Annotated in this window: 23 protein-coding genes, 1 tRNA gene and 1 pseudogene; 4 read left to right on the forward strand and 21 right to left on the reverse strand. The window is 37.7% G+C overall.

Translation table 11 applies throughout. The features are described from left to right. Positions 1–82: 82 nt before the first annotated feature. The 6 genes from MA_RS24810 to MA_RS19640 all read right to left on the reverse strand — a co-directional run bounded on the left by MA_RS24810 (position 83) and on the right by MA_RS19640 (position 7,770). On the reverse strand, positions 83–2,107 hold the full coding sequence (locus MA_RS24810; RefSeq protein ID WP_011023667.1) for a polysaccharide pyruvyl transferase family protein: 2,025 nt from the start codon (positions 2,105–2,107) through the stop codon (positions 83–85). Further along, positions 2,104–3,276 carry a cytidylyltransferase domain-containing protein gene (locus tag MA_RS19620; protein ID WP_011023668.1) on the reverse strand — a complete coding sequence of 391 codons (1,173 nt, stop codon included), beginning with the start codon at positions 3,274–3,276 and terminating at the stop codon, positions 2,104–2,106. Before MA_RS19620 ends, MA_RS24810 begins: the two co-directional genes overlap by 4 nt. Before the next feature lies 1 nt (position 3,277). Beyond that, complete coding sequence (locus tag MA_RS19625) at positions 3,278–4,138, reverse strand: N-acetylneuraminate synthase family protein (protein WP_011023669.1); 861 nt, start codon at positions 4,136–4,138, stop codon at positions 3,278–3,280. 90 nt (positions 4,139–4,228) lie between these two features. Continuing rightward, positions 4,229–5,989 carry a hypothetical protein gene (locus MA_RS19630; protein ID WP_048065793.1) on the reverse strand — a complete coding sequence of 587 codons (1,761 nt, stop codon included), beginning with the start codon at positions 5,987–5,989 and terminating at the stop codon, positions 4,229–4,231. A 106-nt stretch (positions 5,990–6,095) separates the two neighbouring features. Continuing rightward, the gene (locus MA_RS19635; protein ID WP_048065794.1) at positions 6,096–7,130 is read right to left on the reverse strand and encodes a lysylphosphatidylglycerol synthase transmembrane domain-containing protein; all 1,035 of its coding nucleotides are present in this window, start codon (positions 7,128–7,130) and stop codon (positions 6,096–6,098) included. Further along, a complete protein-coding gene (locus MA_RS19640; protein WP_248698057.1) occupies positions 7,102–7,770 on the reverse strand; it encodes a dolichyl-phosphate beta-glucosyltransferase in 669 nt (222 codons plus the stop codon). Before MA_RS19640 ends, MA_RS19635 begins: the two co-directional genes overlap by 29 nt. A gap of 640 nt (positions 7,771–8,410) precedes the next feature. On the opposite strand from MA_RS19640, the pseudogene MA_RS19645 reads away from it, so the two are divergent. Next, positions 8,411–10,017: pseudogene (locus MA_RS19645) on the forward strand (IS1634 family transposase). Between the two features lie 69 nt (positions 10,018–10,086). Here the strand turns inward: MA_RS19645 and MA_RS19650 are convergent. The 11 genes from MA_RS19650 to MA_RS19705 all read right to left on the reverse strand — a co-directional run bounded on the left by MA_RS19650 (position 10,087) and on the right by MA_RS19705 (position 20,117). Then, the gene (locus tag MA_RS19650; protein ID WP_157860338.1) at positions 10,087–10,506 is read right to left on the reverse strand and encodes a hypothetical protein; all 420 of its coding nucleotides are present in this window, start codon (positions 10,504–10,506) and stop codon (positions 10,087–10,089) included. Between the two features lie 170 nt (positions 10,507–10,676). Beyond that, positions 10,677–11,396 carry a hypothetical protein gene (locus tag MA_RS29005; protein ID WP_011023674.1) on the reverse strand — a complete coding sequence of 240 codons (720 nt, stop codon included), beginning with the start codon at positions 11,394–11,396 and terminating at the stop codon, positions 10,677–10,679. A gap of 662 nt (positions 11,397–12,058) precedes the next feature. Next, a complete protein-coding gene (locus MA_RS19665) occupies positions 12,059–12,352 on the reverse strand; it encodes an FAD-dependent oxidoreductase (RefSeq protein ID WP_048065797.1) in 294 nt (97 codons plus the stop codon). A 120-nt stretch (positions 12,353–12,472) separates the two neighbouring features. Then, positions 12,473–13,189, reverse strand: coding sequence for a sugar phosphate nucleotidyltransferase (locus MA_RS19670; protein WP_011023677.1), 717 nt, complete (start codon positions 13,187–13,189; stop codon positions 12,473–12,475). Beyond that, positions 13,186–13,995 (reverse strand): dTDP-4-dehydrorhamnose reductase, encoded by an 810-nt coding sequence (rfbD, locus tag MA_RS19675; RefSeq protein ID WP_011023678.1) that lies wholly within the window; start codon positions 13,993–13,995, stop codon positions 13,186–13,188. The genes MA_RS19670 and rfbD overlap by 4 nt, the downstream gene beginning before the upstream one ends. Further along, positions 13,968–14,924, reverse strand: coding sequence for a dTDP-glucose 4,6-dehydratase (gene rfbB, locus MA_RS19680; protein ID WP_011023679.1), 957 nt, complete (start codon positions 14,922–14,924; stop codon positions 13,968–13,970). Before rfbB ends, rfbD begins: the two co-directional genes overlap by 28 nt. An 80-nt stretch (positions 14,925–15,004) precedes the next feature. Next, positions 15,005–15,556: a dTDP-4-dehydrorhamnose 3,5-epimerase gene (rfbC, locus tag MA_RS19685; protein WP_011023680.1), complete on the reverse strand. Its 552-nt coding sequence runs from the start codon at positions 15,554–15,556 to the stop codon at positions 15,005–15,007. Between the two features lie 9 nt (positions 15,557–15,565). Beyond that, on the reverse strand, positions 15,566–16,948 hold the full coding sequence (locus MA_RS19690; RefSeq protein WP_011023681.1) for a mannose-1-phosphate guanylyltransferase/mannose-6-phosphate isomerase: 1,383 nt from the start codon (positions 16,946–16,948) through the stop codon (positions 15,566–15,568). A gap of 544 nt (positions 16,949–17,492) precedes the next feature. Then, complete coding sequence (locus MA_RS19695) at positions 17,493–18,557, reverse strand: right-handed parallel beta-helix repeat-containing protein (RefSeq protein ID WP_011023682.1); 1,065 nt, start codon at positions 18,555–18,557, stop codon at positions 17,493–17,495. A 407-nt stretch (positions 18,558–18,964) separates the two neighbouring features. Beyond that, positions 18,965–19,714, reverse strand: coding sequence for an arsenite methyltransferase (arsM, locus tag MA_RS19700; protein ID WP_011023683.1), 750 nt, complete (start codon positions 19,712–19,714; stop codon positions 18,965–18,967). 16 nt (positions 19,715–19,730) lie between these two features. Beyond that, positions 19,731–20,117, reverse strand: coding sequence for an ArsR/SmtB family transcription factor (locus MA_RS19705; RefSeq protein WP_011023684.1), 387 nt, complete (start codon positions 20,115–20,117; stop codon positions 19,731–19,733). A 9-nt stretch (positions 20,118–20,126) separates the two neighbouring features. On the opposite strand from MA_RS19705, the gene MA_RS29555 reads away from it, so the two are divergent. Further along, positions 20,127–20,261: a hypothetical protein gene (locus MA_RS29555; protein WP_281085280.1), complete on the forward strand. Its 135-nt coding sequence runs from the start codon at positions 20,127–20,129 to the stop codon at positions 20,259–20,261. 19 nt (positions 20,262–20,280) lie between these two features. Here MA_RS29555 and MA_RS19710 read toward each other — a convergent pair whose 3' ends face one another. Beyond that, entirely contained in the window at positions 20,281–20,499 is a 219-nt protein-coding gene (locus MA_RS19710; RefSeq protein WP_048065798.1) for a hypothetical protein, read from the reverse strand. An 856-nt stretch (positions 20,500–21,355) separates the two neighbouring features. Between MA_RS19710 and MA_RS19715 the strand changes: the two genes are divergently transcribed. Together MA_RS19715 and gltA are read left to right on the forward strand one after the other, a co-directional pair. After that, positions 21,356–22,201 carry a sulfide/dihydroorotate dehydrogenase-like FAD/NAD-binding protein gene (locus MA_RS19715; RefSeq protein ID WP_048065799.1) on the forward strand — a complete coding sequence of 282 codons (846 nt, stop codon included), beginning with the start codon at positions 21,356–21,358 and terminating at the stop codon, positions 22,199–22,201. A gap of 17 nt (positions 22,202–22,218) precedes the next feature. Continuing rightward, entirely contained in the window at positions 22,219–23,628 is a 1,410-nt protein-coding gene (gene gltA / locus MA_RS19720; RefSeq protein WP_011023687.1) for an NADPH-dependent glutamate synthase, read from the forward strand. 223 nt (positions 23,629–23,851) lie between these two features. On the opposite strand, the gene MA_RS19725 is transcribed toward gltA, so the two are convergent. The 3 genes from MA_RS19725 to MA_RS19735 all read right to left on the reverse strand — a co-directional run bounded on the left by MA_RS19725 (position 23,852) and on the right by MA_RS19735 (position 26,447). Further along, a complete protein-coding gene (locus MA_RS19725; protein ID WP_011023688.1) occupies positions 23,852–24,808 on the reverse strand; it encodes a hypothetical protein in 957 nt (318 codons plus the stop codon). A 680-nt stretch (positions 24,809–25,488) separates the two neighbouring features. Next, a tRNA-Arg gene (locus MA_RS19730) sits at positions 25,489–25,560 on the reverse strand. A 344-nt stretch (positions 25,561–25,904) separates the two neighbouring features. Continuing rightward, complete coding sequence (locus MA_RS19735) at positions 25,905–26,447, reverse strand: nitroreductase family protein (RefSeq protein ID WP_011023689.1); 543 nt, start codon at positions 26,445–26,447, stop codon at positions 25,905–25,907. Between the last annotated feature and the right edge of the window lie 149 nt (positions 26,448–26,596).

Consider the following 26,596-nt stretch of genomic DNA (forward strand, 5'->3'; position numbering starts at 1 on the left):
GATCAAACGCTAGCAATCAAAGAAAATAAATTAATAGAAATTTGTCTGTTGAACCTCAATAAAGATGGCTATTGGTGTTGTTTTATCCAGAATGAATAGTTACAATATTTTTTATATAATCAACATTCTCCAACGTAATTTTATACAAATATTCTTGCTTTGCTTTAATTTTTTGGATAGTCTCATAATAATTTTCTTCCGAGTAAAAAAGTTCAAATCTCTTAATAATTTCTTGACATATAATTTCGATATTACTATCAAGGTCAATGTACAAATCTAAAAAATCGATATCTTCCAAAAACCATCTCATTTTTTCGTGGCTTCCTAACGTAATTATTCCGCAATTTAATCCAAAAGGAATCATTTGAGCATGTCCTCTCATTCCAATAACTACATCCATTTTATTGTAAAAATCAAACACTTTATCAGGGAATTCTCCACCTAGTAAAATTGTCTTGTAAGGAACAGCATGCTTTTGTAAAGATAAACCAAAAATCAAATCATTATCTACGTGAGCCACGTTATATATTTTGTATCCTTTATTGCTAAGTTTTTTTGCAGCTAGTGCAATTTGATCAAGTACTGAATACATATTTCTTCCAAATCTTCGTTCATATCTATCAAAAGCTATATTGAAAGCTATGTTTCTAGTTTTGTTTTTATCAGGTAATTCATACAATTTTCTTATCAATGTAGTCGGACACGGTTGAAACACAATTTTGTTTTCTAAATTTTTTCCAACTATCGCTCTAACTTTTCCACAACTTCCATTGTTTCTTACTCCAAAAAAGCTAGCTCGAGTTACCAGCTCTCTGAGATTGTCGATAAATAATTCTTCAGGTTCTTGCCCTTTGAAATAATTATATCCAATCGCAAAAACAATGATTTTTTTGTTAATATTTTTTAAATTCTCTTTACTACAAGCCCACTGCCAACCAGAAATCGAATTTTTATTTGTGTCAGGTAAAAGAAGACCACCACCCCCAATTAATAAAAACTCAGATTTATTTATATTTTCAATAAGATTTTGATCTACAGGAGACCATACAGAATACAGGTTCCATTTTAGCTTATTACTACAGATCTTATTGAAAGTATCTCTCACACATTTGGATAAAACTGTGTCTCCCACATTTCCTAATGTATATACCGATATATGAGAAACCGGAATTTTGTTTTTATTTTTCATTTCGTTTTTGACATACAAAAAATAGTTAATTTTTTTAATTGTTATCGACTTAGCTTGTTTTAGAGATTGATATGGTTCCCTTAAAAGTGCTAGAGTAATTTTTTTCCCAAATAAAGGTACCAGCTTTGAGTTATTTAAAGAATACATACACCTAGAAGCAATTTTTAACTTTGTAAACGTAAGGGTGTTAAAGTTAGGTTTATTGTTATTTTTTTCTGCATATATGTACAAAGAATCCTGCTTTATGTCTAAGGCTAATACATTAAAATAAAGAGAAAATAAATAATAAATGCTAGTAAGACTGAAATAGTGAATGTGAGGTTTCCAAATAAATTTATTTATATCGCCGTTCAAATGTATGTCTAAAGAGGGGCATTCAAATAATACTTTCCCATTGTTATCCAACAAATCAAACACTGATTTCAAAAATATATGTGGATTTTTAACATGTTCTATTACATGAAAACTAATTATCCCATCGTACTTATTTTTTGCCTCAAAGTTTTCTAGCAGACTGGTAATTTGCTTAAATCCATATTGCTTTTCAGAATATGCAGAATAATCTGGATCGGGCTCTAATCCCGTTACGTTTTTTCCATAAATTTTTAAAAGGTTAACAAATGAACCAACATAACTCCCCACCTCAAGTATATTGTCCATTTTGTCCAAATAAGTTTTATAGAAATTGAATCGTGAAAATGCCATATTATCAAGCTGTTTCATTTTCTCAGAGGATGGCGCATTTCCATTTCTTGCAATGTTTGAGAACTCCCCCTCTGAATAAATATCCATATAATTCTCAATGGGTTGCCATAAATGACCACATTTTTTGCACCTTATCAATTCTATTTCACTATCGTCTCTTGAAACCATTTTTAGGGCATTAACATTTCGACTATTACAAATAATGCATTTCAAGGCAACCGTCCCCCAATCACTAATTCCACAATTTCACGAATAGTTCCTTCTCCACCTTTCTTAGAAAGAACATAATCACAGACATCTTTCACTTCATCTATAGCGTCATTCGGACAGAACGAAATTCCGGTTTTTTCTAAGACAGGGATGTCGTTTATATCATCACCAACATAAACTACTTCTGAATAGTCCAGGTTGTATTTTTTTCTCAATTCTTCAAAAACAATTAATTTATTATCAATTCCCTGATGAACATCATCGACCTTTAATTTCTTAGCCCTGCTCTCTACAATCTTTGTATTTTCTTTTGTAATTATCGCGGTTTTGATTCCATATTCTCTTAACAGCTGGATTCCCATTCCGTCTCTTGTGTTGAATTTCTTCAACTCGTCACCGTATTCGGAATAGTACATTCCACAATCAGTAAGAACTCCATCAACATCAGTGATGAGTAATTTGATATTTTTTAATTTTGTTCCCAGGCTTTGATTTATCTTCTTTCTGGAAAGAAGCAATTTTTCGATAATTTCCCAATCCTCAGGCTCATCAATTTCGTAATAAGTATCTTCTGGCATTTTGTAATAGGTTATATTCCCTGAAATCCTACACTCGGTTTCTTGTAACAGTTTTTTAGAAGTAATATAAAATGCACCATTTTCAACCAGATAACCTTCAAAATTCTGCCTTCTGGGCCTATTTAGTGGATCATAATTCAAAGGTTTTACAAGAGAATCTGAGGATTTCTTCCATATGAAGCGCTGCTGTTCAACCACTGACAAGAGAGAGTCAGCTTTACTACCTTCAAATATTGCTATTGCCTCTTCCAATTCTTTTGCTGTTAAAAGAGGGGAAGTTGCCTGGATCAAAATTAGGTTTTCAAAGTCGTGAAAACTGGCAAATTCAAGCATAACAGATTCTGTACTTGCAGTATCTGTGGCAGTTTCAGGGCTCCGGCCTATAATTTCAAATTTTTTACTTTCAATCATTTTTGCCGTATCAATAATTTTCTCTGAATCCGTGGATAGGTATACTTTGTCAATCTTACTACAATTAATTGCAGCTTCGATTGTCCAATAGATTAATGGTTTACCGGCAATTTTTTTTATATTTTTCAAAGGTATGCTTTTACTTCCTCCTCTTGCCGGAATAAGCGCTATGTATTTTTTCAAGTCAGAACCTCTTTAGTTTATTTCTTTGAATTTCTTCGATATCCAAAATTTCTTTTTGCTTGTATGTCAGCGCTTTCGATACATTCCTCAAATCTCTTGCCAGCCTTCTCATACCATCTGGTTCAAGGCTTGCAGCGTGATCCGTTCCTTTCCAGGTCCTATCCAATGTGAAATGCCTCTCGAAATATTTCGCACCATATGCAAGAGCTGCTATATCCGCAGCAATACCAAGATGGTGACCTGAAAAACCAATGCCTTTTACTCTTTTCTCGAATTTTGCCCTAATTCTTAGTATTTCCTTCAAACAAATGTCCTCGAAAGGAACGGGATAACCTGAAGTGCAACTGTATATTATAAGGTCTTTTCCACGGCCTCGATCTTCAAAAAATGTTACAACTTTCTCTTCTTCTTCGTTTGTTGTCATTCCAAAAGATAAATGGATTTCTCCATCATATTCTTTGCAAAGATATTCAAGCATATCAAACTTAAGATTACATGCCGAAGGAATTTTGATCAATTCAGGATTTATTGAGACAATTTCCTTTGCAGCTGTCAGATCCCAGACAGACGTAGAATAAACGACACCCCAATCATCACACCATTTTTTTAACTGTTTGTGTTGATCAAGATTGAATTCCAGAAATTCCCTGTGTTCACCATATGTTTTTCCGTAAGAATTGTGAGGCACCGGATGGGGAGCATTATATTCTTCTGGAGTTAGCAGTTCAACAGGAGTTCTTTTTTGGAATTTAACAATGTCTACTTTACAAAATTGGGCAGCAACTTTTATCATTTCATGAGCAATTTCCATCTCGCCTTTATGGTTGCACCCGATTTCAGCAATTACTTTTATATTGTCCATTTCTCCTCCTATTCTTTTTTGCTATTAATAATTTCATATTTATTTTCTATAATCCAATCTAATCATGATAATTTTTAGATACGACACATTTCATTTTTTCTTGAAAATAACGTAATGCCTTTTAGATGTAGGAGTTTCATCAACTACCCCATAGCTTGAATATATTTTTTCTTTTATTGGTTTATTTTTTTCAAAGTTTAGGTCAAACCAATCTGTCTGAACAACGATGAAGTCTCCTGAGTAGTTCAAAATACAATCAAATGTCTCTTTGTACACTTGAGTTTCATAAAGATTTGGATTGTAATTTGCTCTTTGAACTGGTAAAGGGTAATAATATCTACAATAACTTTTAGAATTAATGTAATATGAACAAACTCCGTCGGAAAGATATAAAATAGAAGGTTCTGACGATAGTTCATAGCTTTTATCTAATTCTTGCATCACTTCTATTTCTTGAACAGAGTATTCGTAATAAGGTTTAAATAAACATCCTGAAAAAGAATTGAAAATTGCCCATATTAATATTGCAATTATTAGTAACACATGTAGTGTTTTACATCCTTTTATTTCCCCTGGGGAATCTAAATTGTATTTTGTTATGATCAAGATTGAAAATATAATATATACAATTGCAACTAATCCGGGATATAGATAATAAAAATTGGTACCTAACTTATAACCGAATCCCCCTACATGAGTTGTAACATATAAAGCACTACAGGTTATCAAAAATAATAATAAATTCAAATAAATTAAGCGTTTTTCGTTTAGAGTTGAAATAAACTCTTTGAAGATATATTCAAAGTAAAAACATGAAAATATAGCAGGGATAACTAGTGGAAAATAGTGATAGCCAAAATATTTTCCTTGAACAACAATTGGAATTACGCCTATTAACCAAAAGAATGAATATATGGCAACTTCATTAAATTTATTCCCCCACATTAGGTAGCTAAGTGTTATAACACTAACATAAATACTTGGTAGTAAGACTGGAATATGAGGATAATTCCTAATATAACCTTCAGAGAAAAGTATTAGTCGGGATACTATATTGAAATCTTGGAATGTATTTTGATACAACGTTGAATTTGACATATCATTAAGCGCATAAGGGAATACAAAAACGATTGAAATTACGATTAGTATCATTGAAACAATAAAACCTTTTAGTGAAACAACTAAATTTTGTCGGTAATCTTCCCCTAAGTAATATACTGCTACAAAAACATAAAGTGCTAATATGATTGTGATGCCTTTAATTGGAAATAATAAGGCGAGTGTAAATCCAGAAAGAATATTTAAAATTTTGGATTTGGAGAGTATTAAATAAAATGAAAAAAGTATTAATATTACACAAAAGTTTTCAGCTTGTAGGGCACACCAATATGAGATTGAGAATAATGAAAAAGTTGTAACAATAAACACTTGTGTCACTGTAACTGAATATTTATTTATTAAATTTTTTATTCTATATACAAAAGCTAAAACCGCAACTAAAGATATTACAGAAAAGATTATTTTTGTAGTGATTTCAAAATTTGTCTTCTCGTCAATCTCTACAAATAAAAGTGTGAACTTATATAGTAAATATACGATTAAACGATTTCCAATAGGTTTGATTTCCCAAGAGGCATCAATATTGTATGGGAAATTACCTAACTGATCTGCCAAGATCGCTGAACTGTAGAATACTCTTGTGTCTGCTGTGAAAGGGGTGACAACATATGAAATGAAGCATATTAGCAGTACTGGGAGATAGAAATAGTAGATACTACTTAAGTTCAAATTGAATAATCTTTTTTTAACTTCTTTCATTATCTGTTGACATTCGATTGAATTTGTATTCATTGTGTACTCCCCCTCTGGCCACTTTACCAATACTGTTCCAAAATACAGTGATCAAATGTGAGGCAAACAGTCACTGAATGTTGGAACATTTTGTTATTATGCACATTTATAATGTATTTTGGAGAGATATTGATTCTTCATTCCACTTTATACCAAGACTATAAAGAGAAATTCCTCCTCCAAATACTGTAACGCAATTCTTAATAAGATGGTCAACTACAGCAACAATAAAAGCAATGCTCGGTTCAATACCAGCTAATCCAAATATTGCAACTACTGCAACTTCGTACGTCCCTATTGCACCAGGAGTAACTGGAAACATTTTGGTTATGGTTCCAACAGCAACTGCGAGAAAGATGAGTGCTACCATAGAAACTGAAAAATGAACTTCTTGAAATGATGCTAAAACCGCAAAACAAGTTATAATATCAATTATCCAGATATAAATCGACAGTAACAGAGATGATATGAATGATTTTGGATCGGAGGCAAAAATCAAAATTTCACGAATTAATTGAAAGATAAAATGTTTAATTTTATTCAAATACTTCACAGAATTACAAGGATTAGAAATTTTCCCAATTAAACCATAAGATATGTTTCCTTTGATGATGACAGATGCACACAAAAAAATAAAGAAAACAAGGACAATAATCCCACCTAGATAAATTGTAGATATAACCCAAAGATATACCGTAACCATAGAGGAAACCATTAATATAGTTAGAAAGGCAATTAATGTGATTGCAGTAATGTCACAAATTCGCTCAACTGCAAGAGATGAAAGTCCAGTTGTTACTGGCAGATCAACTTTTCTTTTTAAAACGTGAACTCTAGCAATATCACCTATTCTAGCAGGGAGCAAGACATTTGCTAATTGACTGATAAATATTGATTCAGTTAAAAATAATATACCATAATGTTTATTCAGTCTAGCTAAAATCGTTTTGTACCTTATGCCTCTCAAAGGCCATTCAGTCGCGTAAATAAAGGTTGCAAATATAATCCCTTGCTTTGACATATTTTTTAAATTTTCAACAATATCTTGAACTCCTGTAAGAGATGCACCTGAGGACAATATAATAATCGCAAAAATAGCAGAAATGTAAATCTTATTCTTTTTTTGAGAAACCTGATACATATAATTGCCGCCATAAACGGATAATTTGTGAACCCATACCTATTACATCTTTTTTGAGGTTTACTGTGGTTAGCCCCCCATGCCTCCAGCAAACAGGAAATTCCTTTACTTTGTATCCATTATACTGTGCCCTAATTAGCAATTCTGTATCCCAAAACCAGTGTTTATCTTCTATGGAATCTAGTAGCTCGAATAATGGTTTTCTGTAAAAAGCTTTAAATCCACACTGATGATCATATAATTTTGATCTAAATAAGGTACGTACAATAAAATTAAATCCCCTACTTGCAACATCTCTTTTGATAGGTCTATTCACATCACTCTGAGACATCAGCCGTGAACCTGTTGAAAAATCAAATCCTTCAAAACGAAGGGAATCAATCAGTTCTTTTAAGTGTTTCATATCCGTCGCAAGATCAACATCAATGTAACAGAGGAATTCTCCAGAAGCATATTTAAAGGCCCTGTTTAAAGCAGTACCTCTCCCTAGACGTTCATCAGAATGTAAATGTTTCACACAACTATATTTTTGTGCAAGTTCTTTCGCAATATTATCAGTTCCATCCTTGCTACCATCCTCTGCAATAATTATTTCAAATGAAGGACTAATCTCAGCTAACGCTTTTAAGGTTGTTTCCACTGTATTTATGATTCTTTGGGATTCGTTATAAGCAGGGAGTATTAGCGAAATTTCCGTAAATGAACCACCTTGTATTTTGTATTAATACCTAAATTTGACAGATCAATTTTTTGGCAAATTTTAATTTGATACTTGTTACATAAGTAAAATTATTTATAATTTTTTATGCATTTATGTTAGAAACGATCACCAGAATTATTACTATGTTTGAATTCTAAGCATAACATGACAGTTTCCAAGTAAAATTGAGTCAAAGTTAGCCTCAATTTTTAGAATCTGTCAAATTTATTTCAGGATTTTTTTCAAATTTCAAAGTTTTTTCGTTAATGAAACTTAAACTGTCAAACTTGGGTTAATATGATCAAGAATAGTTTGAGCCTTTGTCAATTTCACTATGAGCTCATCCCAAAACCCAGTTTTAATCTCAATTATCAAAATAATTCAAGATTGCTTTCGTAATCAGAAGCTTTGTTGGTTACTTAAATTAAGAGATCCAAAAAAGCAAATTTTGAGTTTTGGGGTAGACTCTATTAATACTTTAAAATTAAATTAAAACGCACTTTCCGCAGTAAAATTTCAGGATTTTATATTTTTTAAATCTTCCAATTATTTTTTATAAAATATTTTCTCATTTACCTTGATGACTCTTTCCCCTAGCTCTGAATCCACAACTCATCTTGGTCATTATGGTCTTATTGCTGGCGTATTTGACGAGCTTGATATTTCAGATTTGATTGACACTCTCCTTCCCAAGAAAAGTGGCCATAACATTCCTCATTCTACTGTTATCAAGGCAATGTGCATTAACGGTTTAAGATTCACTGAGCGCCGTCTTTACCTGTTTCCAAACTTTTTTGAAAATTTACCCACTGAGAGGTTACTGGGAGAAGGTGTTCTCCCAGAACACCTTAATGACGATGTTTTTGGCAGAACTTTGGATAAAATCTATGAACACGGAGCAACCGAACTCTTCAACTATATAATTCTGCAAGCTATGAAACATGTTCCCATTAATCCCCGTTTCTGTCATACAGATACTACTAATTTCAGTGTTTATGGTGACTATGAAAACGATGATGGCAAAACTATCAACATTACTTATGGTCATCCGAAAGACAAGAGAGTCGACTTACTTCGTTTTTCCATTTCCATGGTTACTGACCAGAAAGGAATTCCTCTTTTCGTAAGAGCATTAGATGGCAACAGTTCCGACAAGAAAGCTCTCATCAAAACCATAAAGGAACTAACACAGAACCTGAATCTTGATGAAAGAGTCTACCATGTTGCAGACAGCGCATTTTATACTGAAGATAATGTGAAAGAAATAGGAACTAACGCTTTTTTTATATCGAGAGCTCCTGCAACCATCAATGAAGCAAAGGAACTCTTAATAGCCGACTTAATTCTGGAAACATGCTCTGATGAACGTTATTCTTGCTATTCTACAAAGTCCTGTTATGGCGGAGTTGAACAGTTATGGGTTGTATTCTGTTCAGAGGAAATGAAAAAGAAGGAAGAGAAGACTTTTGAAGAAAAGATTATTAAGGAGCTTGAAGCAGCAGAAAAATCCCTTAAAAAGCTTTCTAATCGTGAATTTGCCTGTGAAGCTGACGCAAGAATGGCTGCTGAACAATGGTTGAAAGAGAATGAATCGTATGAATTCACAAAACTTGATATAAAAACTAAGTCTCGCAGGCTTGAAACAAGAGAGGAAGACCAAGAAAAGATGAAGAGGTACAGACTTTCTACATGATAGAAGCAGGGATTAAACATGATCAGGAGAAAGTACAGAAAAGACGAGCAAAGTTAGGAAGGTTCATTCTTGCAACCAATGATCTGGAGTTGACTCCAGATCAACTCCTAGAATACTACAAGGAACAGGGAACAGTTGAAAGAGGGTTCAGGTTCCTTAAAGATAAGAGTTTCAGAGTGTCTGAGGTATACCTGAAAAAAGAGTCCAGAATAGAAGCACTTGCAATGGTAATGGTTCTGTGCTTATTGTTGTATTCAATAGCTGAGTGGAAACTGAGAACAAGATTGGAAGAAGCAAAAGAAGCTATTAGAAACCAGGTTAAGAAGAAAACACAGACTCCAACGATGAAATGGGTATTCTTCCTGTTCAGAAGAATAACAGAATTAGTGATCGAAATTGATGGAAAAAGGATAAAGAAGGTATTGAATCTAGATGAGGAAAACATTAAAGTGCTGAAACTGATGGGAGAAAAGTACGAAAAATATTATATGTGAAAAAATAGTGCGGAAAGTAGGTTAAAAGTATTAAATTCCCTTTTTTTGAAAAAAATTACCTCTGCTTACTCATATATTCAACCTTCTAAAAGCTCCTGGCGCTCTTATCAGGTCATGTCTTCCAACCTTAAAAGCCGTAAGTGCCGTAAGTAACGAGACAATATTGCTTATTGATACATAGATTTTAGCCCACTCACTTCCTCTTGTTGGTGTTTTTGATCTATTGAACCCAATAACATCGTTTGAATTTTTCCTTTCAACAGGAGTTCTTAGATTGTACAATTTACCAAGCAATCTATGGTAAATTCGTGGTATGTATTGAGCTCTGAAGTGGCTCCCCTTTTCTGTTTTCAAGATATTTCCAACACTATTCGCTCTTGCTGCTATGATTGGAATAACCCCTTTCTCAATTACGGTTTCATTGGAAAGATTACTATCAGATCCTGCATCAGCGATCACAAAAAACGGTTTTTCTGTTGCTGATTTCATACATTGGTTTATATTGGTCATCGGTTAAGGAATTTTCTTGCCTGAAAGCTATCGATTTTGCACCAAAAGGCTGCCTTAAATTTTGGCCTTATTACATGAAATCGATACCCAGTTCCAGTCCACAACACATTAAAATTATTGGCAACTGTTGTGAGAATGGAGGCAATTTATTACGATTCCACACTTAACCGAAGACGCATGCATTGGTTTATTGTATCCTGAAATATAGTGTTGTCATTTTTACTAGTACATCGATTCCATATATCCTCAATAAACCATGAATAAAAACAAGTGAACACAAATATTTTCAATTCGTGTTTATTCTTGTCCGCTTGTGGTTTTCTCATAGAAAAAACATTGACCAGTGCTGATTTCAAAGTCCAATTCTTCCCATAATTTGGAATCGATGTACTAGCATTTACTGCATCCCAATAAACAGGTAAACCCCACCAGCTATCAACAATACATGTATCAGTGTATCCTGTTCCTGATAATACACTAAATTTACCTGTTTTCTTGACATAATGGCCAGCATCTGGATCGGAAAGTTGTCCAGTCTCTTTATTTTTCAAACCACTGCAATTACACCCAAAAAATCTTCGATCCCAAATCCAGATTTTGTCACCAATAAGGTTAAGATTTCTACATTCTTGGATCAGTAATTCTGCATATTTGTCCAGATAAGGATAAATCATTTTTAGGTTTCGTCGATAACAAGAAAGAATAATCTTATCTCCGCTTTTGATTTTTAATTCATTCCTTAGAGCTTGGTTCTGGTTGTAATTTCTGATAAATGATTCAAGATTAGAATATCCAAGTTTGCATTTTGATACTTCTAACTTGAAAATATTATTAAAAGCCAATACTTCAAGTTGAGACGTATATCCCATTGAAACTTGTAGGTTAGTGAAATAAGAATCAAGCGAAGGGTTTAATTCAAAAAGGTTCCCCAGATATCCTCTAAATTTTTTAAGATTTTGAAAAGCAAGTATTTGATTTCAGGGAAGGACATTTTCCATGTAGTCCTCACTCTTAACAATAAAAGGTTTAACCTTGTAAGGGATATTAATTTTCCTTTTAAGGACATTTATCGTGTCTTCAAAGAAGTCAGGAAGCAATGTTTGAAATATAGAAATTATGCAACGTCTATTGTTTTTTGCTTATTCCTTGTTCTTTTTATTAGTATTCTGGAATATTATTTTAAAATAAGAACTTTTGGGAAGGAAATGATCGTGGATGAGTGCTGAAGATGTTGAGTCCTCAAAAAAGTTACATATGAAATCTATAAGAGGCTGTCTTAAAATTCAAACCATTTCCCCAGTTGGATAATATGACTTCTAATTTACAGCAAAATCGTGACACTCCCGTTCTCCCATAGGACTATACTAACTCAAAGTATAAAATAAAGCACATTAGACATTAAGTGCCTATCCGAAAAGTCGGTAATGCGATCGAAAAATTACAGCAGGTCTATAATAGCAGGGCTTCCTCTTCGGTTTTGCATATTGCTAATGGTAAGTTACAGTAGGTCACAACACTTTTCGGATAGGCTCTAAATGCTACCATTTTTCGGTTCAAATGCATGTAGTCCTATCCCATTTGTAGGATTAAGTTTAATTTTAAGACACGCTCTTAGACCAAGCTCATTTATTAACTTCAAAAGTTCTTTATCTGACCTGAAGATGTGGTGATAATATTTTTCAATGTCATAGTCGTTGATACGATAACTGGAAGACATACCACCAAGATCTTCATCCTTTTCAAAAATTACAACATCATTTTGTTTACATAGTTTGTACCCAGCAGAAAGTCCTGCAAAACCACTTCCAATTATTACTATTTTCATATACATCTCCATTTTTGAATTGAGCTTTTATTCACAGCAATTTATATTTTGCAGGAATATTAGTCTAAAAATACAAACCGTTTGCTTATAGTTTTACTGGAACAATCCAAAAGTTTCAAGTCATTTTTTGTTTTCAAGGAGACCCTTTACCATCATACTTGCTCTCAACAAACTTTCAAATGTTCCTGCATCACTCCAGAACCCTTCAAGCACCCTGTACTCCATTACTCCCTTATTGACATAATAGTTATTTACATCAGTGATCTCAAGTTCTCCTCTTCCTGAAGGTTTGAGTGTTTTAATTGCATCAAAAACATCATAATCATAAATATAAAGGCCTGTAACTGCCAAATTTGTCTTTGGTACAGCAGGTTTTTCTTCAATTCCTATTACTTTATCTCCTTTCAGTTCGGCTACTCCAAACCTGTGAACATCAGGTACCTCTTTTAAGAAGATCTTGGCACCGTTGTTGAAATTTTCAACATCTTCTTTAATGTTGTCCTGAAAAATGTTATCCCCAAGGATTACAGTCACATCATCCTCATCAGCAAAATTCTCGGCAAGGCTAAGAGCTTGGGCAATGCCTCCCGCTTCTTCCTGAATCTCATATGTAAATTTCACACCGAAATCCGCACCTGAACCAAGCAGTTCAAGAAAATGTCCGGCATGGCCCCTACCCGATACAATCATAATTTCTTTGATGCCTGCATCGATCAGAGTCTTGATAGGATAATAGATCATTGGTTTATCATAAACAGGTAACAGATGCTTGTTTGTAACCTTTGTGAGGGGATAAAGCCTGCTGCCTGTACCGCCTGCAAGTATTACGCCTTTCATATATTTCGCTCCTTCAAATAGGCTTTAAGTGCTTCTTTCCAGTGCCTCATAGGCTCTATTTTAGTATTTACAAGAACCGAGTACTTCGGACGTTTTGCTTTTCTAGGGAATTCTTCACTTGTGCATGGAACAGCATTCCTTATAAAAGAAGACGCAAATTCGTACCAGGAACAGATCCCATCATTTGTAATATGATAGATTCCAGGGTCAAGTTCAACAAGCTCCGAAATTTTATGTGCAAGGTCCACAGTATAGGTGGGTTTTCCAAACTGATCATTTACAACCTTGACCTCAGCTATCTCACCTGATAGCTTCAGCATTGTCTCTACAAAATTTCTTCCATGGGTACCAAAAAGCCAGGAAATCCTGATGATCCTGTAATCATCCATACTCTCAATAATTTTCTTCTCCCCGAGAAGTTTTGAATGGCCATATATATTAATCGGATTTGGAGCATCAGATTCCACATATTCTTTTTTGGAACCATCAAACACGTAGTCTGTGCTGAAGTGTACAAGTATCGCCCCTATTTTATTGCAGGCTTCGGCAATATATCCGGGCCCATACCCGTTGACCTGAAATGCCAGTTCCTGCTGATCCTCGCAACCCTCAACATCAGTATAGGCAGCTGCATTTATTACCAGTTTCGGGTTTATTCGTAGAATAGACTCCAGAACCTGATCTCTGTTTGTTATATCAAGTTCCCTGTGAGTCAATTTGATAGCATCGGGAAACGCTTTGCAGAGATCAAAGCCTAGCATCCCATTTGCGCCGAGGATCAGCGTTTTAATGGCTCCCACCACCATCGATTTTCAACATACCATCTGGCTGTCTGCTCAAGGGCAGTATCAAAATCATATTGAGGTTTCCAGCCCATTTTTTTCAGTTTGCTGCCATCAAGGGAATAACGGAAATCGTGACCTTTTCGGTCTTCAACATATTCGATTGAAGATTCGTCTTTACCGAGCATTTTAAGAAGGCGGTGAGTAATTTCAAGGTTGGTGAGCTCGTTTCCGCCGTCTATGTTGTAGACTTCTCCGCTACTGCCATTGTGGAGAACAAAGTCTACTGCGGAACAGTGATCTTCGACGTAGATCCAGTCCCTTATGTTCAGGCCGGTGCCGTAGACGGGAACCTTCTTTCCTTCCGCTAACCTGCTGATAAAAAAAGGAATTAATTTTTCAGGATACTGGTAAGGACCAAAATTGTTTGTACACCTGGTAATGCAAACAGGAAGTCCGTAAGTTGTGTAATAGGACATTGCAAGAAGGTCTGAACCTGCTTTGCTTGAAGAATAAGGGCTTGAAGGGTTGAGTTTGTCTGTTTCTGTAAATGAACCCTCTTTAATGCTTCCATATACTTCATCTGTAGAAATATGTACAAACTTTTTTATATTATTTGCAAGCGCACTCTGGAGAAGGGTGTTTGTACCTAGTACATTTGTCCTTACAAAAACCGAACCATCTTCAATTGAACGATCAACATGGCTTTCGGCAGCGAAATGAACAACATGATCCACCTTTTTCATTACTTCGTTCACAACGATGGGGTCGCAGATATCTCCTTTGACAAAAAAATAATTCGGATTATTTTTGATATCTTTGAGGCTGGAGGGATTCCCGGCATATGTCAATTTGTCAAGATTTATGATCTGATAATGCGGGTACTTTCCCAACATATAACGGATGAAATTGCTGCCTATAAATCCGCAGCCTCCTGTTACCAACAGTTTCATTCAGGTCGCCTCTGCAAATAATACATCACAACAATAAACCAACAATAAACAAACTGTTCTGAAAGATAAAAATTTGTGCATTAAAAGTTAATTTCGGCTTTTTCAAATCTGGGCAGCAGACCATCTTTTGGAGAAACCTTTATATCTTCATCCCTTACTTTCCAATCAATATTCAATGAAGGGTCGTTGTATGCGATTCCTGCCTCAGTTTCGGGATGATAGTATTCATCACACTTGTACACAAAAACTGCGGTTTCACTCAGTACTGAAAATCCATGGGCAAAACCCTTTGGGATAATGAACTGTCTTTTGTTCTCGCCGGAAAGTTCAACTCCAAACCACTTCCCGAAAGTAGGAGAGTCTTTCCTGAGGTCTACGGCAACGTCATATACCTTTCCCTGCAAAACTCTCACAAGTTTCGTCTGACTGAAAGGAGCCAGTTGATAGTGCAACCCGCGAATAACCCCATAAGAAGACTTGGATTCATTGTCCTGAACAAAATGGTACATCTTTCCAATAAGAGCGTCAAGTTTCATTTTATTGTAACTTTCAAAAAAGTAACCCCTATCATCCCCAAAAACATCAGGTTCGAGTATGAAGAGATCTTTTATCTCAGTATTAATCAGCTTCATACGTTTCCCTCAGCTTCTCCCATATTCATCATCGAACCTGACAATATCGTCTTCATCCACAAGCTCTCCCAACTGCACCTCAATAATTTCCAGAGGGACCTTCCCCGGATTTGACAGTCTGTGCCGTTGTCCGGCCCGGATAAACGTGCTTTCCCCGGGTCTCAGGAAAAACTGTTCTCCATTCACTTCCACGCAGGCCATACCTTTTACAACCACCCAGTGTTCACTCCTGTGATAGTGCAGTTGAAGGCTTAACCTGTGGTCGGAAAGCACGGTAATATTCTTGATCTTATGGCCGGGAGAGGCATCAAGCAGCGTATATGAACCCCAGGGCCGGTAGACTGTTTGCCCGATAAATGCTCTTTCATCGTTCCTACCCTTCAGGTCGGAGACTATTTCCTTTACTCTCTGACTGCTTGATTTGGGACATATTAAGAGGGCATCGCTTGTGTCAACAATAACCATGTCCTTAATATCAATCAGAGAAACTATTTTGCCACATTTCGAATACACCAGGTTCCCATCGGAGTTCAGAAGCATGGAGTCGCATTCATGGACTACGTTTCCTACTGAATCCTTTTCAAGCTCATCATAAATTGCCGCAAAGTTTCCAAGGTCACTCCATTTCTGGTCCAGCTTTACAACGGCAACCCTATCGGACTTTTCCATTATGCCATAATCAATAGAAACATTATCCACACACGCATAAATCTCATCAATACTGCCTCCCTTCTCAAAGCAGGCAAAAATCGAAGGCGCATGTTTTTTGACTTCTTCAAAGAAGAGCCTTGTTTCAAAAAGGAACATCCCGCTATTCCAGAGGCAGCCTTCTTCAATGTATTTTTGTGCAGTTTCGAAATCAGGCTTTTCTCTGAATTCCGAAACTCTGTAACCGGGTTCGCAGGATTCGGCGGCTTTAATATAGCCGTATCCCGTATGAGGGAAGGCGGGAACAACCCCGAAAGTGACCAGATAATCCGAAGTAAGTTTTTCGGCTGAAAAAATCGTTGCCATTGCAGCTCTATCAAGCACATGGTCGGAGGAAAATACCCCTACGATTGAATTTCCGAATTTTTGTTCAATCTCTTTCATTCCAAAGAAGATTGCGGGAAGAGTGTTTTTGCCTTCTGGCTCTATCAGGACATTTTCCGGAGGAATTGAGTAGCCTATCTCTTTGATCTGTCCAATCACGAAAAATTTCTGGGCTTCGTTCGTTACAACAAAAATCTCAGAAATATCTGAAACCTCAAGACATCGAAGCACTGTCTCCTGAAAAAGTGAAGTGTCACCAAATTTTAAAAATTGTTTGGGATACATTTCCCGACTTAGAGGCCAGAGTCTTGTCCCTGAACCGCCTGCTAGAATTATTGACTTAATGCCTTTCATCTCCATGGAAATTGATTTAAAAAATATTTAATCAAAGTATTTCAAGACAAAACCCTTTCAACATTGTCTTGGAGGAAGGAAATGTAAATATGCTGTGGAAGAAGGTTATTTTCAGGACATGATTATTTTTTGATGTATTTTCCAAATAGAAGAAACCATTCTTTGAATATAAATCATTGATTATAGAATGTATTGGTTTTGGAATCAGTTACTTTGAGATTCTATTATAGTTGGTATCAATTATCCGAGGTAATACGTTCTTTAGTATCAATCACTAATGATTATATTGCTTTTTGGATTGCCTACTTAATAAATAAATTGAGTTTAAGATTGGATTATTTTTGGAGTTTGATAATTTTTTTAGTAGTATATGATAAGGAGTTAATATATAATCTTTGGCTCTGAGAACGCCGAAAAATAAGTGTATCAAACTATCAAATTCGAACCTTCAAACCGAAAAAAGGAAGGGGAACAGGCTATGAATAAATGAAATATAAACACGATAAACTCAAATAAGATGGTAAAAAATTAATGACGAGCTTCCTTGGGTTTATTTTACATCATCTTCTGGAAGCTCGCCCTTGCCCCAGCTCATTACCTTTTTTACGATGAATATTGAGACGGCAAATACAAATAAGGCAAATCCTAAAAGAGAAAACGTGATAGACCGTTCATTGCCTTGAAAAGCAGAGGGATGGAGTATGAGAGGCATGTAATCGATATTTCCTTCCCCAAGATCATAGGAAACATCACAGAATCCATCGTCATCCAGATCGTCAACTGCACACAGTGCAATACTTTCAGGACCAGTCCAGTAGTTTCCACCGATGTAAGGACCCCCCACAATATTTATTCCCCTCTTCCGGGTCATATTCCAGGTATTCTCGGAGTTAGTTCCTTCGTACCCGACGTTTATATTATTTTGGAAGAAGTTATTGTAAATGAGGTTTCTACTGCTGTTTGAGAGCACAAAGCCGTACCCGATATTGTAATTAAGGAGATTGCCAGTAACACGGTTTTCGTCTGAGGCTTCAAGCAAAATGCCATCCAGACTATTCACCTTCACCTTATTGTTGATAACCCAATTGTCTTTCGAAGCTTTCAGGAAAATTCCCACTTCATTCCCTGAAACATTATTTAGATTCAGCATGTTTGTGGTCGAAGAATCGAGGTAAATTCCCAGGTGGTTGTCGGAAAGTTTATTATTGCTGATCAGGATTCCGTGAGTGTTTTCCAGATAAATCCCTGCTTTTAAAGGGTCACTGGCACCATTTATATAAAAACCGCTGATAGTTACATTGTTTGCATTTACATGAAAAACATGGTCATTGGAGTTTTTTGCCGTTATATTAATCATATCGGGAATTCCAGAAATAGAACGGACAGAAATTTCTTTGTCAAGATATATATTTTCTATGTAAAGCCCTTCGTAGACATAAACCGTATCTCCGGGACTGGCAGCATTTACAGCCTCCTGAATTGAAGAAAAATCCTTATTCTCATCACTCCCCACAGTGATCCTCCTGGCAGCTGCAGTGCCTGAGCTGAGCAACAAAAGTACAAAACCTATTGCGAAACAGATTTTTACATTTCTTATGGTTTTCAGCAGTATCACCTCAAAGAGACCGTCTCCTGTTACCCCACGTTCAGGAGAGCCCCTGCATTCGGAAGACCAGACATGGAGTCCCGGGTCTGGAACACCATATCATTAAAAAATAATAATTGAATAGTAATATAAATAGATTGAGGGATATACTTATTGAAGCATAGTTTCTGAGGAATCATGCTGATAAAACCTTCCATTTAATTCTCTTCCTGGAAGGACATAAGCCCTCTGGATCTGGAAAAGAAGGAAAGAAGCCAAAAGATCTCACTTTTCAGACCTACATTACTTTTCAGACCTGCCTTACTTCTCGACCTGCCTTACTTCTCAAACAGACCTCGCTTCTCAGATCTACCCTACTTCTCAAACAGACCTCACTTCTCAGACTCCTTTCTAACACATGAACCCGTAAATTATGTTCATACCCAGGCCTTTAATTTGAGACTTTCAACTGGAAGCCCTTCATACTGTCTTTTACTGACATCCGAATCTTCAGCCAGGATTTTAAACGAAAAACCTGCCTTTTTTAAAAGTCCCAGATACTCCTCTTTTAACAAAGCCCCGGCGACACAGCCCGCAAGCAGGTCGCAATCATTTTTAAGGTCTTCGGGCAAATCCTCCAAGAGAACCATGTCCGAAACATACATTCGGCCCCCGGGCTTCAGAACCCTGAAAGCTTCTCTGAAAACCTTTTCTTTATCCGGCGCGAGGTTAATCACGCAGTTGCTGATAATAACATCCACGGAACGATCATCAAGCGGAAGAGCTTCAATATCCCCCTGGCGGAACTCAACATTTGAGTAGCCATACTTTCGGGCATTATCCTGAGCTTTTTTAACCATTTCTTGAGTCATATCGACTCCAATAACCTTTCCCAGGCTTCCGACTCTCTGTGCAGCAAGAAAAGAATCAAAACCCGCACCTGAGCCCAGATCCAAGACGATATCCCCGGGCTTCAGTTCTGCAAAAGCAGTAGGATTGCCACAACCAAGCCCCAGATTTGCATCAGGCACAGCCTGAACATCCGCTTCCGAATAGCCAAGAGATCTGGAAAGGTCTGCTGCACTCAAGTCCCCGCAGCACCCCCCACCAGAACAGCAGGAACCTCCTAAAGTTGCAATTTCCTGATACTTCTTTTTGATAACTTCTTTTTTTTCAGCGGCATCCATTCTTTTACCCCAGTCCTTATTTTTCAGATTCTCCTTTTTTATCTTGAAGTTTATTTTCAATTTCCTCACAACAAACCCCGGAAGTTTGTCGCCCGTCACAACAGGGTTTTATATCCCGGATTCCGAGAGATACTAGCAAATCCCTGATCTCCTCGTTTTTGATGCTGTAGATGATGTTTCTGCCCTGCCGTTCATACTTCAAAATTCCGGCTTCAACAAGAACCTTCAAGTGCTTTGAAACCGTTGTCTGGTCTTTTTTTGTAAGGGAAGAAAAATCACAGGCACAGTAACTATGCTCCAGCAGGTAAGAAAGGATAGTAAGCCGGGTCTCATCTCCGAGAGCTTTAAAGAACTTTACTTTACTACCAAGCATGATTAGATGCGCATATGTACATTTACCCATATAGTATTTGTGATAAAGCTTACCTGGAAAGAAATAGTAGATCTGAAACTAAAAGAAGATCTGAAACTAAAAGAAGATCTGAAACTAAAAGAAGATCTGAAACTAAAAGTGTTTGGGGAAAGAGTAGTCAGAAGAAAAAAATAAAAGTAAAAACCTGCTTTGCTTACTTGCAGGTGTCAAGCAGGCCTTTCTTTTTACCCCCTCTCTGTTCAGATGGGTGTATAGGCTCAACTTTAGCTTCTTCTGTTTCTTGCTCTTCTTCCCCTAAAAGCGCCTTTCTTTCTTCCTCATCGTATTTTTCGCAGCTCACCAGAGGCTTTTTCCTGCCTCCCCGTGCCTTCTCCATAGGATCGATAGGCTCAACAGTAGCTTTCTCTGTCAAAATTAACCCTCCTTGAGCAATTCATATCAGTTTACTGTAATTCATTCTTGTTCAGAGAATTTGTCTCAACTCTGAAAAGAAAAAACAAAATTAAAGATGAAGGCCTGCTTACTTGCAGGTGTCAAGAAGACCTTTCTTCTTGCCTCCCCTCTTTTCGGAGGGGTGTATCGGTTCAACTTTAGCTTCTTCTGTTTCTTGCGGTTCTTCCTTTTTCTCTTGTTCTGGCATAGATTTAACTCCCCTAATCAGTTTACGCCTTTGAAAATAATACTTTTATCTTAAGTTTCAATCCAATGTCCCAGGACCCTGCTAACCTTTGAAGGATTCCCAGTTTTCAGGCCTCATCGGATTGCATTTTCAACAACCCTCAATCTATGGGATTTTGAGACAGATTATCAGATCCCATCGCGGTGAGCAAACAGTCTCCTGATTAATAATTGATTACTTGTCTTTGAACCGGGTGGCTCTATTTCAGACCCCTTACCTCTTCTTCTCTTCATTCCTCCTTTTTTACTATTCCCGGATAAAACGGATTTGGGAAATTTGCCCCCAATTTTATTACACCTCACAGATTTATTAAATTTTTGTAAAAAAGACAAAAGAACCTGAAAAAAATGTTGATTATTTCCAAACAAGTTGTCAAAAAACAGGTGTTTATAAATTTACTAAAAAGATGGGGCAAAACAGGTGGTATAATTAAAATTATTTGGGAGAATATATATCCCATTAATCATTATAAGGAGAACGTCCATGCGGAAAGGTAAAAGAACAGGACCCCGCACAAAACTCAGTTACACTTAAATTGATCCTATCATTTGTTCAGAAGATATGCTTTTACTCAGGAAAATGTGATCTCATGGCATATAGAATACTGGAAAAGGAAGAAATTGCCCCATCGGTGCATAGAATGATAATAGAGGCCCGGGATGTGGCAAAGGCTGCAAAAGCCGGACAGTTCATAATCCTCAGGATTGATGAAAGGGGGGAAAGAGTTCCTCTTACAATTGCGGATTTTGAAAAAGAGAAGGGTACGGTTACTGTAATATATCAAGAAATGGGCAAAACCACAAAACAGCTTGCAAAGCTTTCTGCAGGCGATTACCTTGAAGATTTTGTAGGGCCCCTCGGAACCCCTGCCGACATCAGAAAGCTCGGCACGGTAATTCTTGTAGGAGGAGGAGTGGGAGTTGCCCCGATCTACCCCCAGGCAAAGGCTTACACAAGTGCAGGCAACAGGGTAATTTCAATAATCGGTGCTCGAAACAAAGACCTTCTGATCCTTGAAGATGAGATGGAAAAAGCCAGTTCCGAACTGTACATAGCAACCGATGACGGGTCAAAAGGACACCATGGGTTCGTAACCGATATCATGAAAAAGATCCTGGACAGCGGCGAAAAGGTTGCAAGGGTCGTAATTATCGGACCTCCTATCATGATGAAAGTAGGGGCAGGGGTCGCTTCCCCCTATGATGTGGAAATTCTTGTCAGCCTGAACTCCATAATGGTAGACGGAACCGGGATGTGCGGAGGCTGCAGAGTTACGGTCGGCGGAGAAACGAAATTTACATGCGTTGACGGCCCTGAATTTGATGCTCGGAAGGTTGATTTTGTCCAGCTTATGAACAGGCTTGCAATGTACCGCGGCGAAGAGACAGAAGCCGTGGAAAAGTACGAAGCGGAATGCAGGTGCGGACTGCACTGAGCAGGAGGGGATGAAAAATGCAAGAAGTACAAGGAGAAAAACCGGGAAAAGCAAAGAAAGAAAGAACCCCGATGCCGGAACAGCCTGCAGAAGAGCGCAGGAAAAACTTTAATGAAGTAACCCTCGGATACACAAAAGAAGATGCCCTTGCCGAAGCTTCTCGCTGCCTTGCCTGCAAAGACCCGAAGTGTGTTGAGGGATGCCCTGTGAATGTGGACATTCCGGGCTTTATTCAACTTATCTGCGAGGAAAACTTCGAAGGGGCGATCGAGAGAATCAAAGCTACAAACGCCCTCCCTGCAATCTGCGGCCGTGTCTGCCCCCAGGAAACCCAGTGTGAGGCCCGCTGTGTACTCGGGAAGAAAAGCCAGCCTGTTGCAATCGGAAGGCTTGAGCGTTTCTGCGCAGACTATGAACGCGAAAAGGGTGTGAAGGCTCCTGAAGTCATGCCCCCGACAGGCAAGAAGGTAGCAGTTGTGGGTTCAGGCCCTGCAGGGCTTACTGCCGCAGCAGACCTTGCAAAGCTCGGGCATAAGGTCACAATCTTTGAATCCTTGCACAAAGCCGGAGGAGTCCTGAGTTACGGCATCCCCGAGTTCAGGCTGCCAAAAGAAATTGTGCGGCAGGAAGTAGAGTACATCGAAAAGCTTGGGGTAGAGGTCAAGCCCAATTATATCATCGGCAGGATCAAGACCCTGGACGAACTCTGTGACGATTTCGACGCCGTTTTCCTGGTTACGGGCGCAGGGCTCCCGAACTTCATGGGAATCGAAGGAGAAAACTTAAACGGCGTATATTCCGCAAACGAATTCCTGACCCGCGTAAACCTCATGAAAGCCTATGACCCCGAATATGATACAATGGTCAGGCACGGGAAACATGTGGTTGTCGTTGGAGGCGGAAACGTAGCGATGGATGCAGCCCGTTCTGCCCTCCGCCTTGGCGCCGACGAGGTAAGCATAGTCTACCGCCGCGGAGAAGACGAAATGCCTGCCCGCCGGGAAGAAATCGAACACGCCAAAGAAGAAGGCATAATTTTCAGGCTCCTTACAAACCCTGTCCGCATCCTCGGGGACGAAAAGTTCAACGTTACAGGTGTCGAATGCATAAAAATGGAACTAGGAGAACCCGACAAGTCCGGAAGGAGAAGCCCTGTTCCCGTAGAAGGCACGGAGTTCCTTGTCCAGGCTGACGTTGTGATCATCGCTATAGGCACCTCCCCGAACCCGATCATATTCAAAGGCTCAGAAGGACTTGAACAGAACAGGCGGGGCACTGTTGTTGCTGACGAGGAAACCGGCGCAACCTCCAAATGCGGAGTCTTTGCCGGCGGAGACGCGGTCACAGGCGCAGCAACCGTAATCAGTGCAATGGGCGCAGGTAAAAAAGCTGCAAAAGCAATTGATGCGTTTTTGAAAGAAAAGTGAGAAAATAGCAAGATAAATATAAAGTTGTAATGAGACAAAAGAAAAACTGGTGGATCGATTCCAGATTAGAGCCATAAACCTGAACTTCAAAATCTATCTCATGGCAAACAAATCCCTCTCCAAATAGTGGATTTATTTGGGAATCGAAGCACTAGAATTTCTTCTCTTGCTAATTTTTATTTCTTGTATCTCAACCTTCTTTTGCTGGGTTTCTATTATTTGCTCATTCGTAATGGTTAGAAACCTTATTGAATTCCTCATCCGCCTGAGCATAATGGCTTGTTTCCATATATCTGCAGCCGGCTTCAAGGTGTGGCAAGTCTTCTTTGAGTTGTGCCAAAAATCCGCATATTTGGATAACTCCCACAGAAACTTCTGAATACTCCGAATCTTTTAGCTTCTCCAGAATCTGTTGGGATTCGGAAAATTTCTCGGAAGCTTTTCCGAATTCATCGGCGGCTTCACCCCAGCTTTCGGCCTTAAAATATTCAAGTCCCTTCGAAAAAAAGTTGAACCCTTCCATATAAGGATACATCCCACTCATTAAAGCCCTGAGTTCCGCATACATAATTTCGCTGGTTTCCAGATCATCTCTTAACAGAACAATGGAACTCTTCTCCTCTACCGGTACTGAATCAAGATCGAGCATAAACACTTTTTCTTTTGCTGAACTTAATAAAACAGCAGAATCATTTAAAGCTTCGTTCATTTTGTCTATTTCTTCTTTACTCGAGTCAAATTCTTCTGAATACATGTATGCAAAAGATTTATCGAAATGTTCCATAGCTATGATAAAACTCTGTAGAGAATGAACCCTATCCAGACCAGCTTCAGCTAAAATTTTATATCTCTTAATATCCTGTCTTTCTTCTTCGTAATCCGAAGAGGCACTATTAAGAATCTTTAAGGCTTCCTCGAAATCTGTTTCGGAAGCGTCCAGACTCATTTTCGCAGTGATATAGGTACCTGAGCCCATATCTTCTTTTACGGATATACTTCTGTTTTCAGCTCTATTAATAAGTAAAGAAGAAGTATTGATTTCCTCTGCAGCAGAAACTTTATTATCTACCTCTGCAGCAGAAACTTCGTTCTCTACACATCCTGAAAAAATTATTGTTAAAAAGAGCCCCATAAGAACAAGACCACTTCCTCCCAGAAGTTCTTTCTTTCTTGTGTCCATATTTCAACCCCCCAAAGTACTAAAGGAAAATTAAACTTGCAGAGATTCGTGTTTCCCGCAATGAAACGACAATTTATAGAAATTCAGACATTTATATAAGGAAACATTCTCCAGAAAACAATAACTAGTTTGGAGTTTTAGAAGATAAATGTTTCTACAAATATAGAAAGTATGAATAAAAATAGTCAGATAGAGTGATATAAAAGAGGGACAAATAAAATAAAAAAAAGATGCCAATAGAAATTAAAAGTTTTCAAGAACCACTTTTAAAAGTACAACTAAAGCAACGATCACAAACAAGGTCCACACAAGTGGTAGAAGAATCCGAAGCAGGAAATACAGTATTATCGCGATCAAAATTAACTGTACTAAAGAAAGTTTTCTTCTTCCTACGCGCAGAGAGCGCCGATTAAATCCGTGAGTCATGCTGTAAACCTTCCAGATTTTTCATTTGTATTTCTCTTTTGTATATATTAACTTCTACTCTCTTATTATATTTTTTGCCCGTAGATAAGAATAAATCCCAAAAAATTTCAGATGGTTAGCCAGAAATGAAATTGAAACCACTGAGTAGAGAGCAAAAGAGGTCAGATAGGAGACAGAATAAAAATTGGAACCCATATCCTTTTCAAAAATTTGCAGCCTAAATTTATAGAAGTTCAGCAGGAAAAATTCAATAGCAGGTCTGCTGGGAATCGAACCCAGGTTCGGAGCTCCGGAGGCTCCAGTGATATCCTCTACACCACAGACCTTCATCGTGAAAAAGTTACGCCCGGTTAACTGACTTACAGGAATGTGATCAGTTAACTGGCTGTTTATAGTGCCAAATAGCTTATAAATTTAATCCTCAATCAAATTATAAATATTCTTAAAGAAAGTTGATCAAAATAAACTTGCTGCAGGCTAACTCAAAGATTTCAGGTTCCATATTGAGTTCAGGATGAACCTATCCCAAAACTCAAAATTGTTTCTAAATTTCAAATTCCAAATTATAAATCGAGTTTCCGATCATGAAAATGGTTTTGAGACTTTTATCGATGTGAGAATTAAATTGGTTTTGGGATGAGCTCGATGTTTTAGTATTTAGTTCAGGACCTTATTCTTCCCACTTTTGACCGTATTTTTCTTCAAACACAAGTTCCGGAAGGGCTTTCCGTGTAGAAGTTCTTTTTCCGGGAGCGGGTTCTCCTATGGCAAGCACTGCCATAAGTTCGAGCTTTGATGAGCAGCCCAGGATTGAATTAACCTTTTCATGCTGGTTCAGGATTTCCCCTAGCCAGACTGCCCCCAAGCTGAGTCCACAGCAGGCAAGGAGCATGTTCTGGATGGAAGCTCCTATCGCCTGGATATCTTTTGTCCTGTTGTACGAATGTTCTGTATCCAGGAAAGCTGCGATAAGCAGGGCGGCTCCTGCCACGATGCCGGAATAATGTGTGCATTCCGAGAGCTTCTGGATGGTTTCAGGGTTCCTGACAACTGCAAAGCGCCAGGGCTGGTTGTTCAAACCGGAAGGAGCCCAGCGGCCTGCATTGAGGATCGTGTTGATTTCTTCTTTGCTGATGGGTCTGTCCGTAAACTCCCGGACACTCCTTCTGTTGAGAATAGTGTCAATGACTTTGTTTTCTCCTGTTACTGGCATATTTTCTCTCCGGGTTGAATTTTCAATTTCAGATTTATGAACTTTCTGTTAAAAGATTGAAATCAGGTTATAAAACATAATTGAAAAACGTTTTCATGGGAAAGGAAAACCGCCTCTCATCCCTGAGTCGTTTCCTTAGATTCAATATT

Origin of the sequence: Methanosarcina acetivorans C2A (genome assembly GCF_000007345.1) — an archaeon.
Lineage (GTDB): Archaea > Halobacteriota > Methanosarcinia > Methanosarcinales > Methanosarcinaceae > Methanosarcina > Methanosarcina acetivorans.

Coding starts and splice junctions, on each gene's coding strand:
- MA_RS19625 (WP_011023669.1), bottom strand. CDS start 4,138: ATGGACAATATAAAAGTAATTGCTGAAATCGGGTGCAACCATAAAGGC.
- MA_RS19630 (WP_048065793.1), bottom strand. CDS start 5,989: ATGAATACAAATTCAATCGAATGTCAACAGATAATGAAAGAAGTTAAA.
- MA_RS19635 (WP_048065794.1), bottom strand. CDS start 7,130: ATGTATCAGGTTTCTCAAAAAAAGAATAAGATTTACATTTCTGCTATT.
- MA_RS19650 (WP_157860338.1), bottom strand. CDS start 10,506: ATGAAATCAGCAACAGAAAAACCGTTTTTTGTGATCGCTGATGCAGGA.
- MA_RS29005 (WP_011023674.1), bottom strand. CDS start 11,396: ATGGGATATACGTCTCAACTTGAAGTATTGGCTTTTAATAATATTTTC.
- MA_RS19665 (WP_048065797.1), bottom strand. CDS start 12,352: ATGAAAATAGTAATAATTGGAAGTGGTTTTGCAGGACTTTCTGCTGGG.
- MA_RS19670 (WP_011023677.1), bottom strand. CDS start 13,189: ATGAAAGGCGTAATACTTGCAGGCGGTACAGGCAGCAGGCTTTATCCC.
- rfbD (WP_011023678.1), bottom strand. CDS start 13,995: ATGGTGGTGGGAGCCATTAAAACGCTGATCCTCGGCGCAAATGGGATG.
- rfbB (WP_011023679.1), bottom strand. CDS start 14,924: ATGAAACTGTTGGTAACAGGAGGCTGCGGATTTATAGGCAGCAATTTC.
- rfbC (WP_011023680.1), bottom strand. CDS start 15,556: ATGAAGCTGATTAATACTGAGATAAAAGATCTCTTCATACTCGAACCT.
- MA_RS19690 (WP_011023681.1), bottom strand. CDS start 16,948: ATGGAGATGAAAGGCATTAAGTCAATAATTCTAGCAGGCGGTTCAGGG.
- arsM (WP_011023683.1), bottom strand. CDS start 19,714: ATGGATGCCGCTGAAAAAAAAGAAGTTATCAAAAAGAAGTATCAGGAA.
- MA_RS19705 (WP_011023684.1), bottom strand. CDS start 20,117: ATGGGTAAATGTACATATGCGCATCTAATCATGCTTGGTAGTAAAGTA.
- MA_RS19715 (WP_048065799.1), top strand. CDS start 21,356: ATGGCATATAGAATACTGGAAAAGGAAGAAATTGCCCCATCGGTGCAT.
- gltA (WP_011023687.1), top strand. CDS start 22,219: ATGCAAGAAGTACAAGGAGAAAAACCGGGAAAAGCAAAGAAAGAAAGA.
- MA_RS19725 (WP_011023688.1), bottom strand. CDS start 24,808: ATGGACACAAGAAAGAAAGAACTTCTGGGAGGAAGTGGTCTTGTTCTT.
- MA_RS19735 (WP_011023689.1), bottom strand. CDS start 26,447: ATGCCAGTAACAGGAGAAAACAAAGTCATTGACACTATTCTCAACAGA.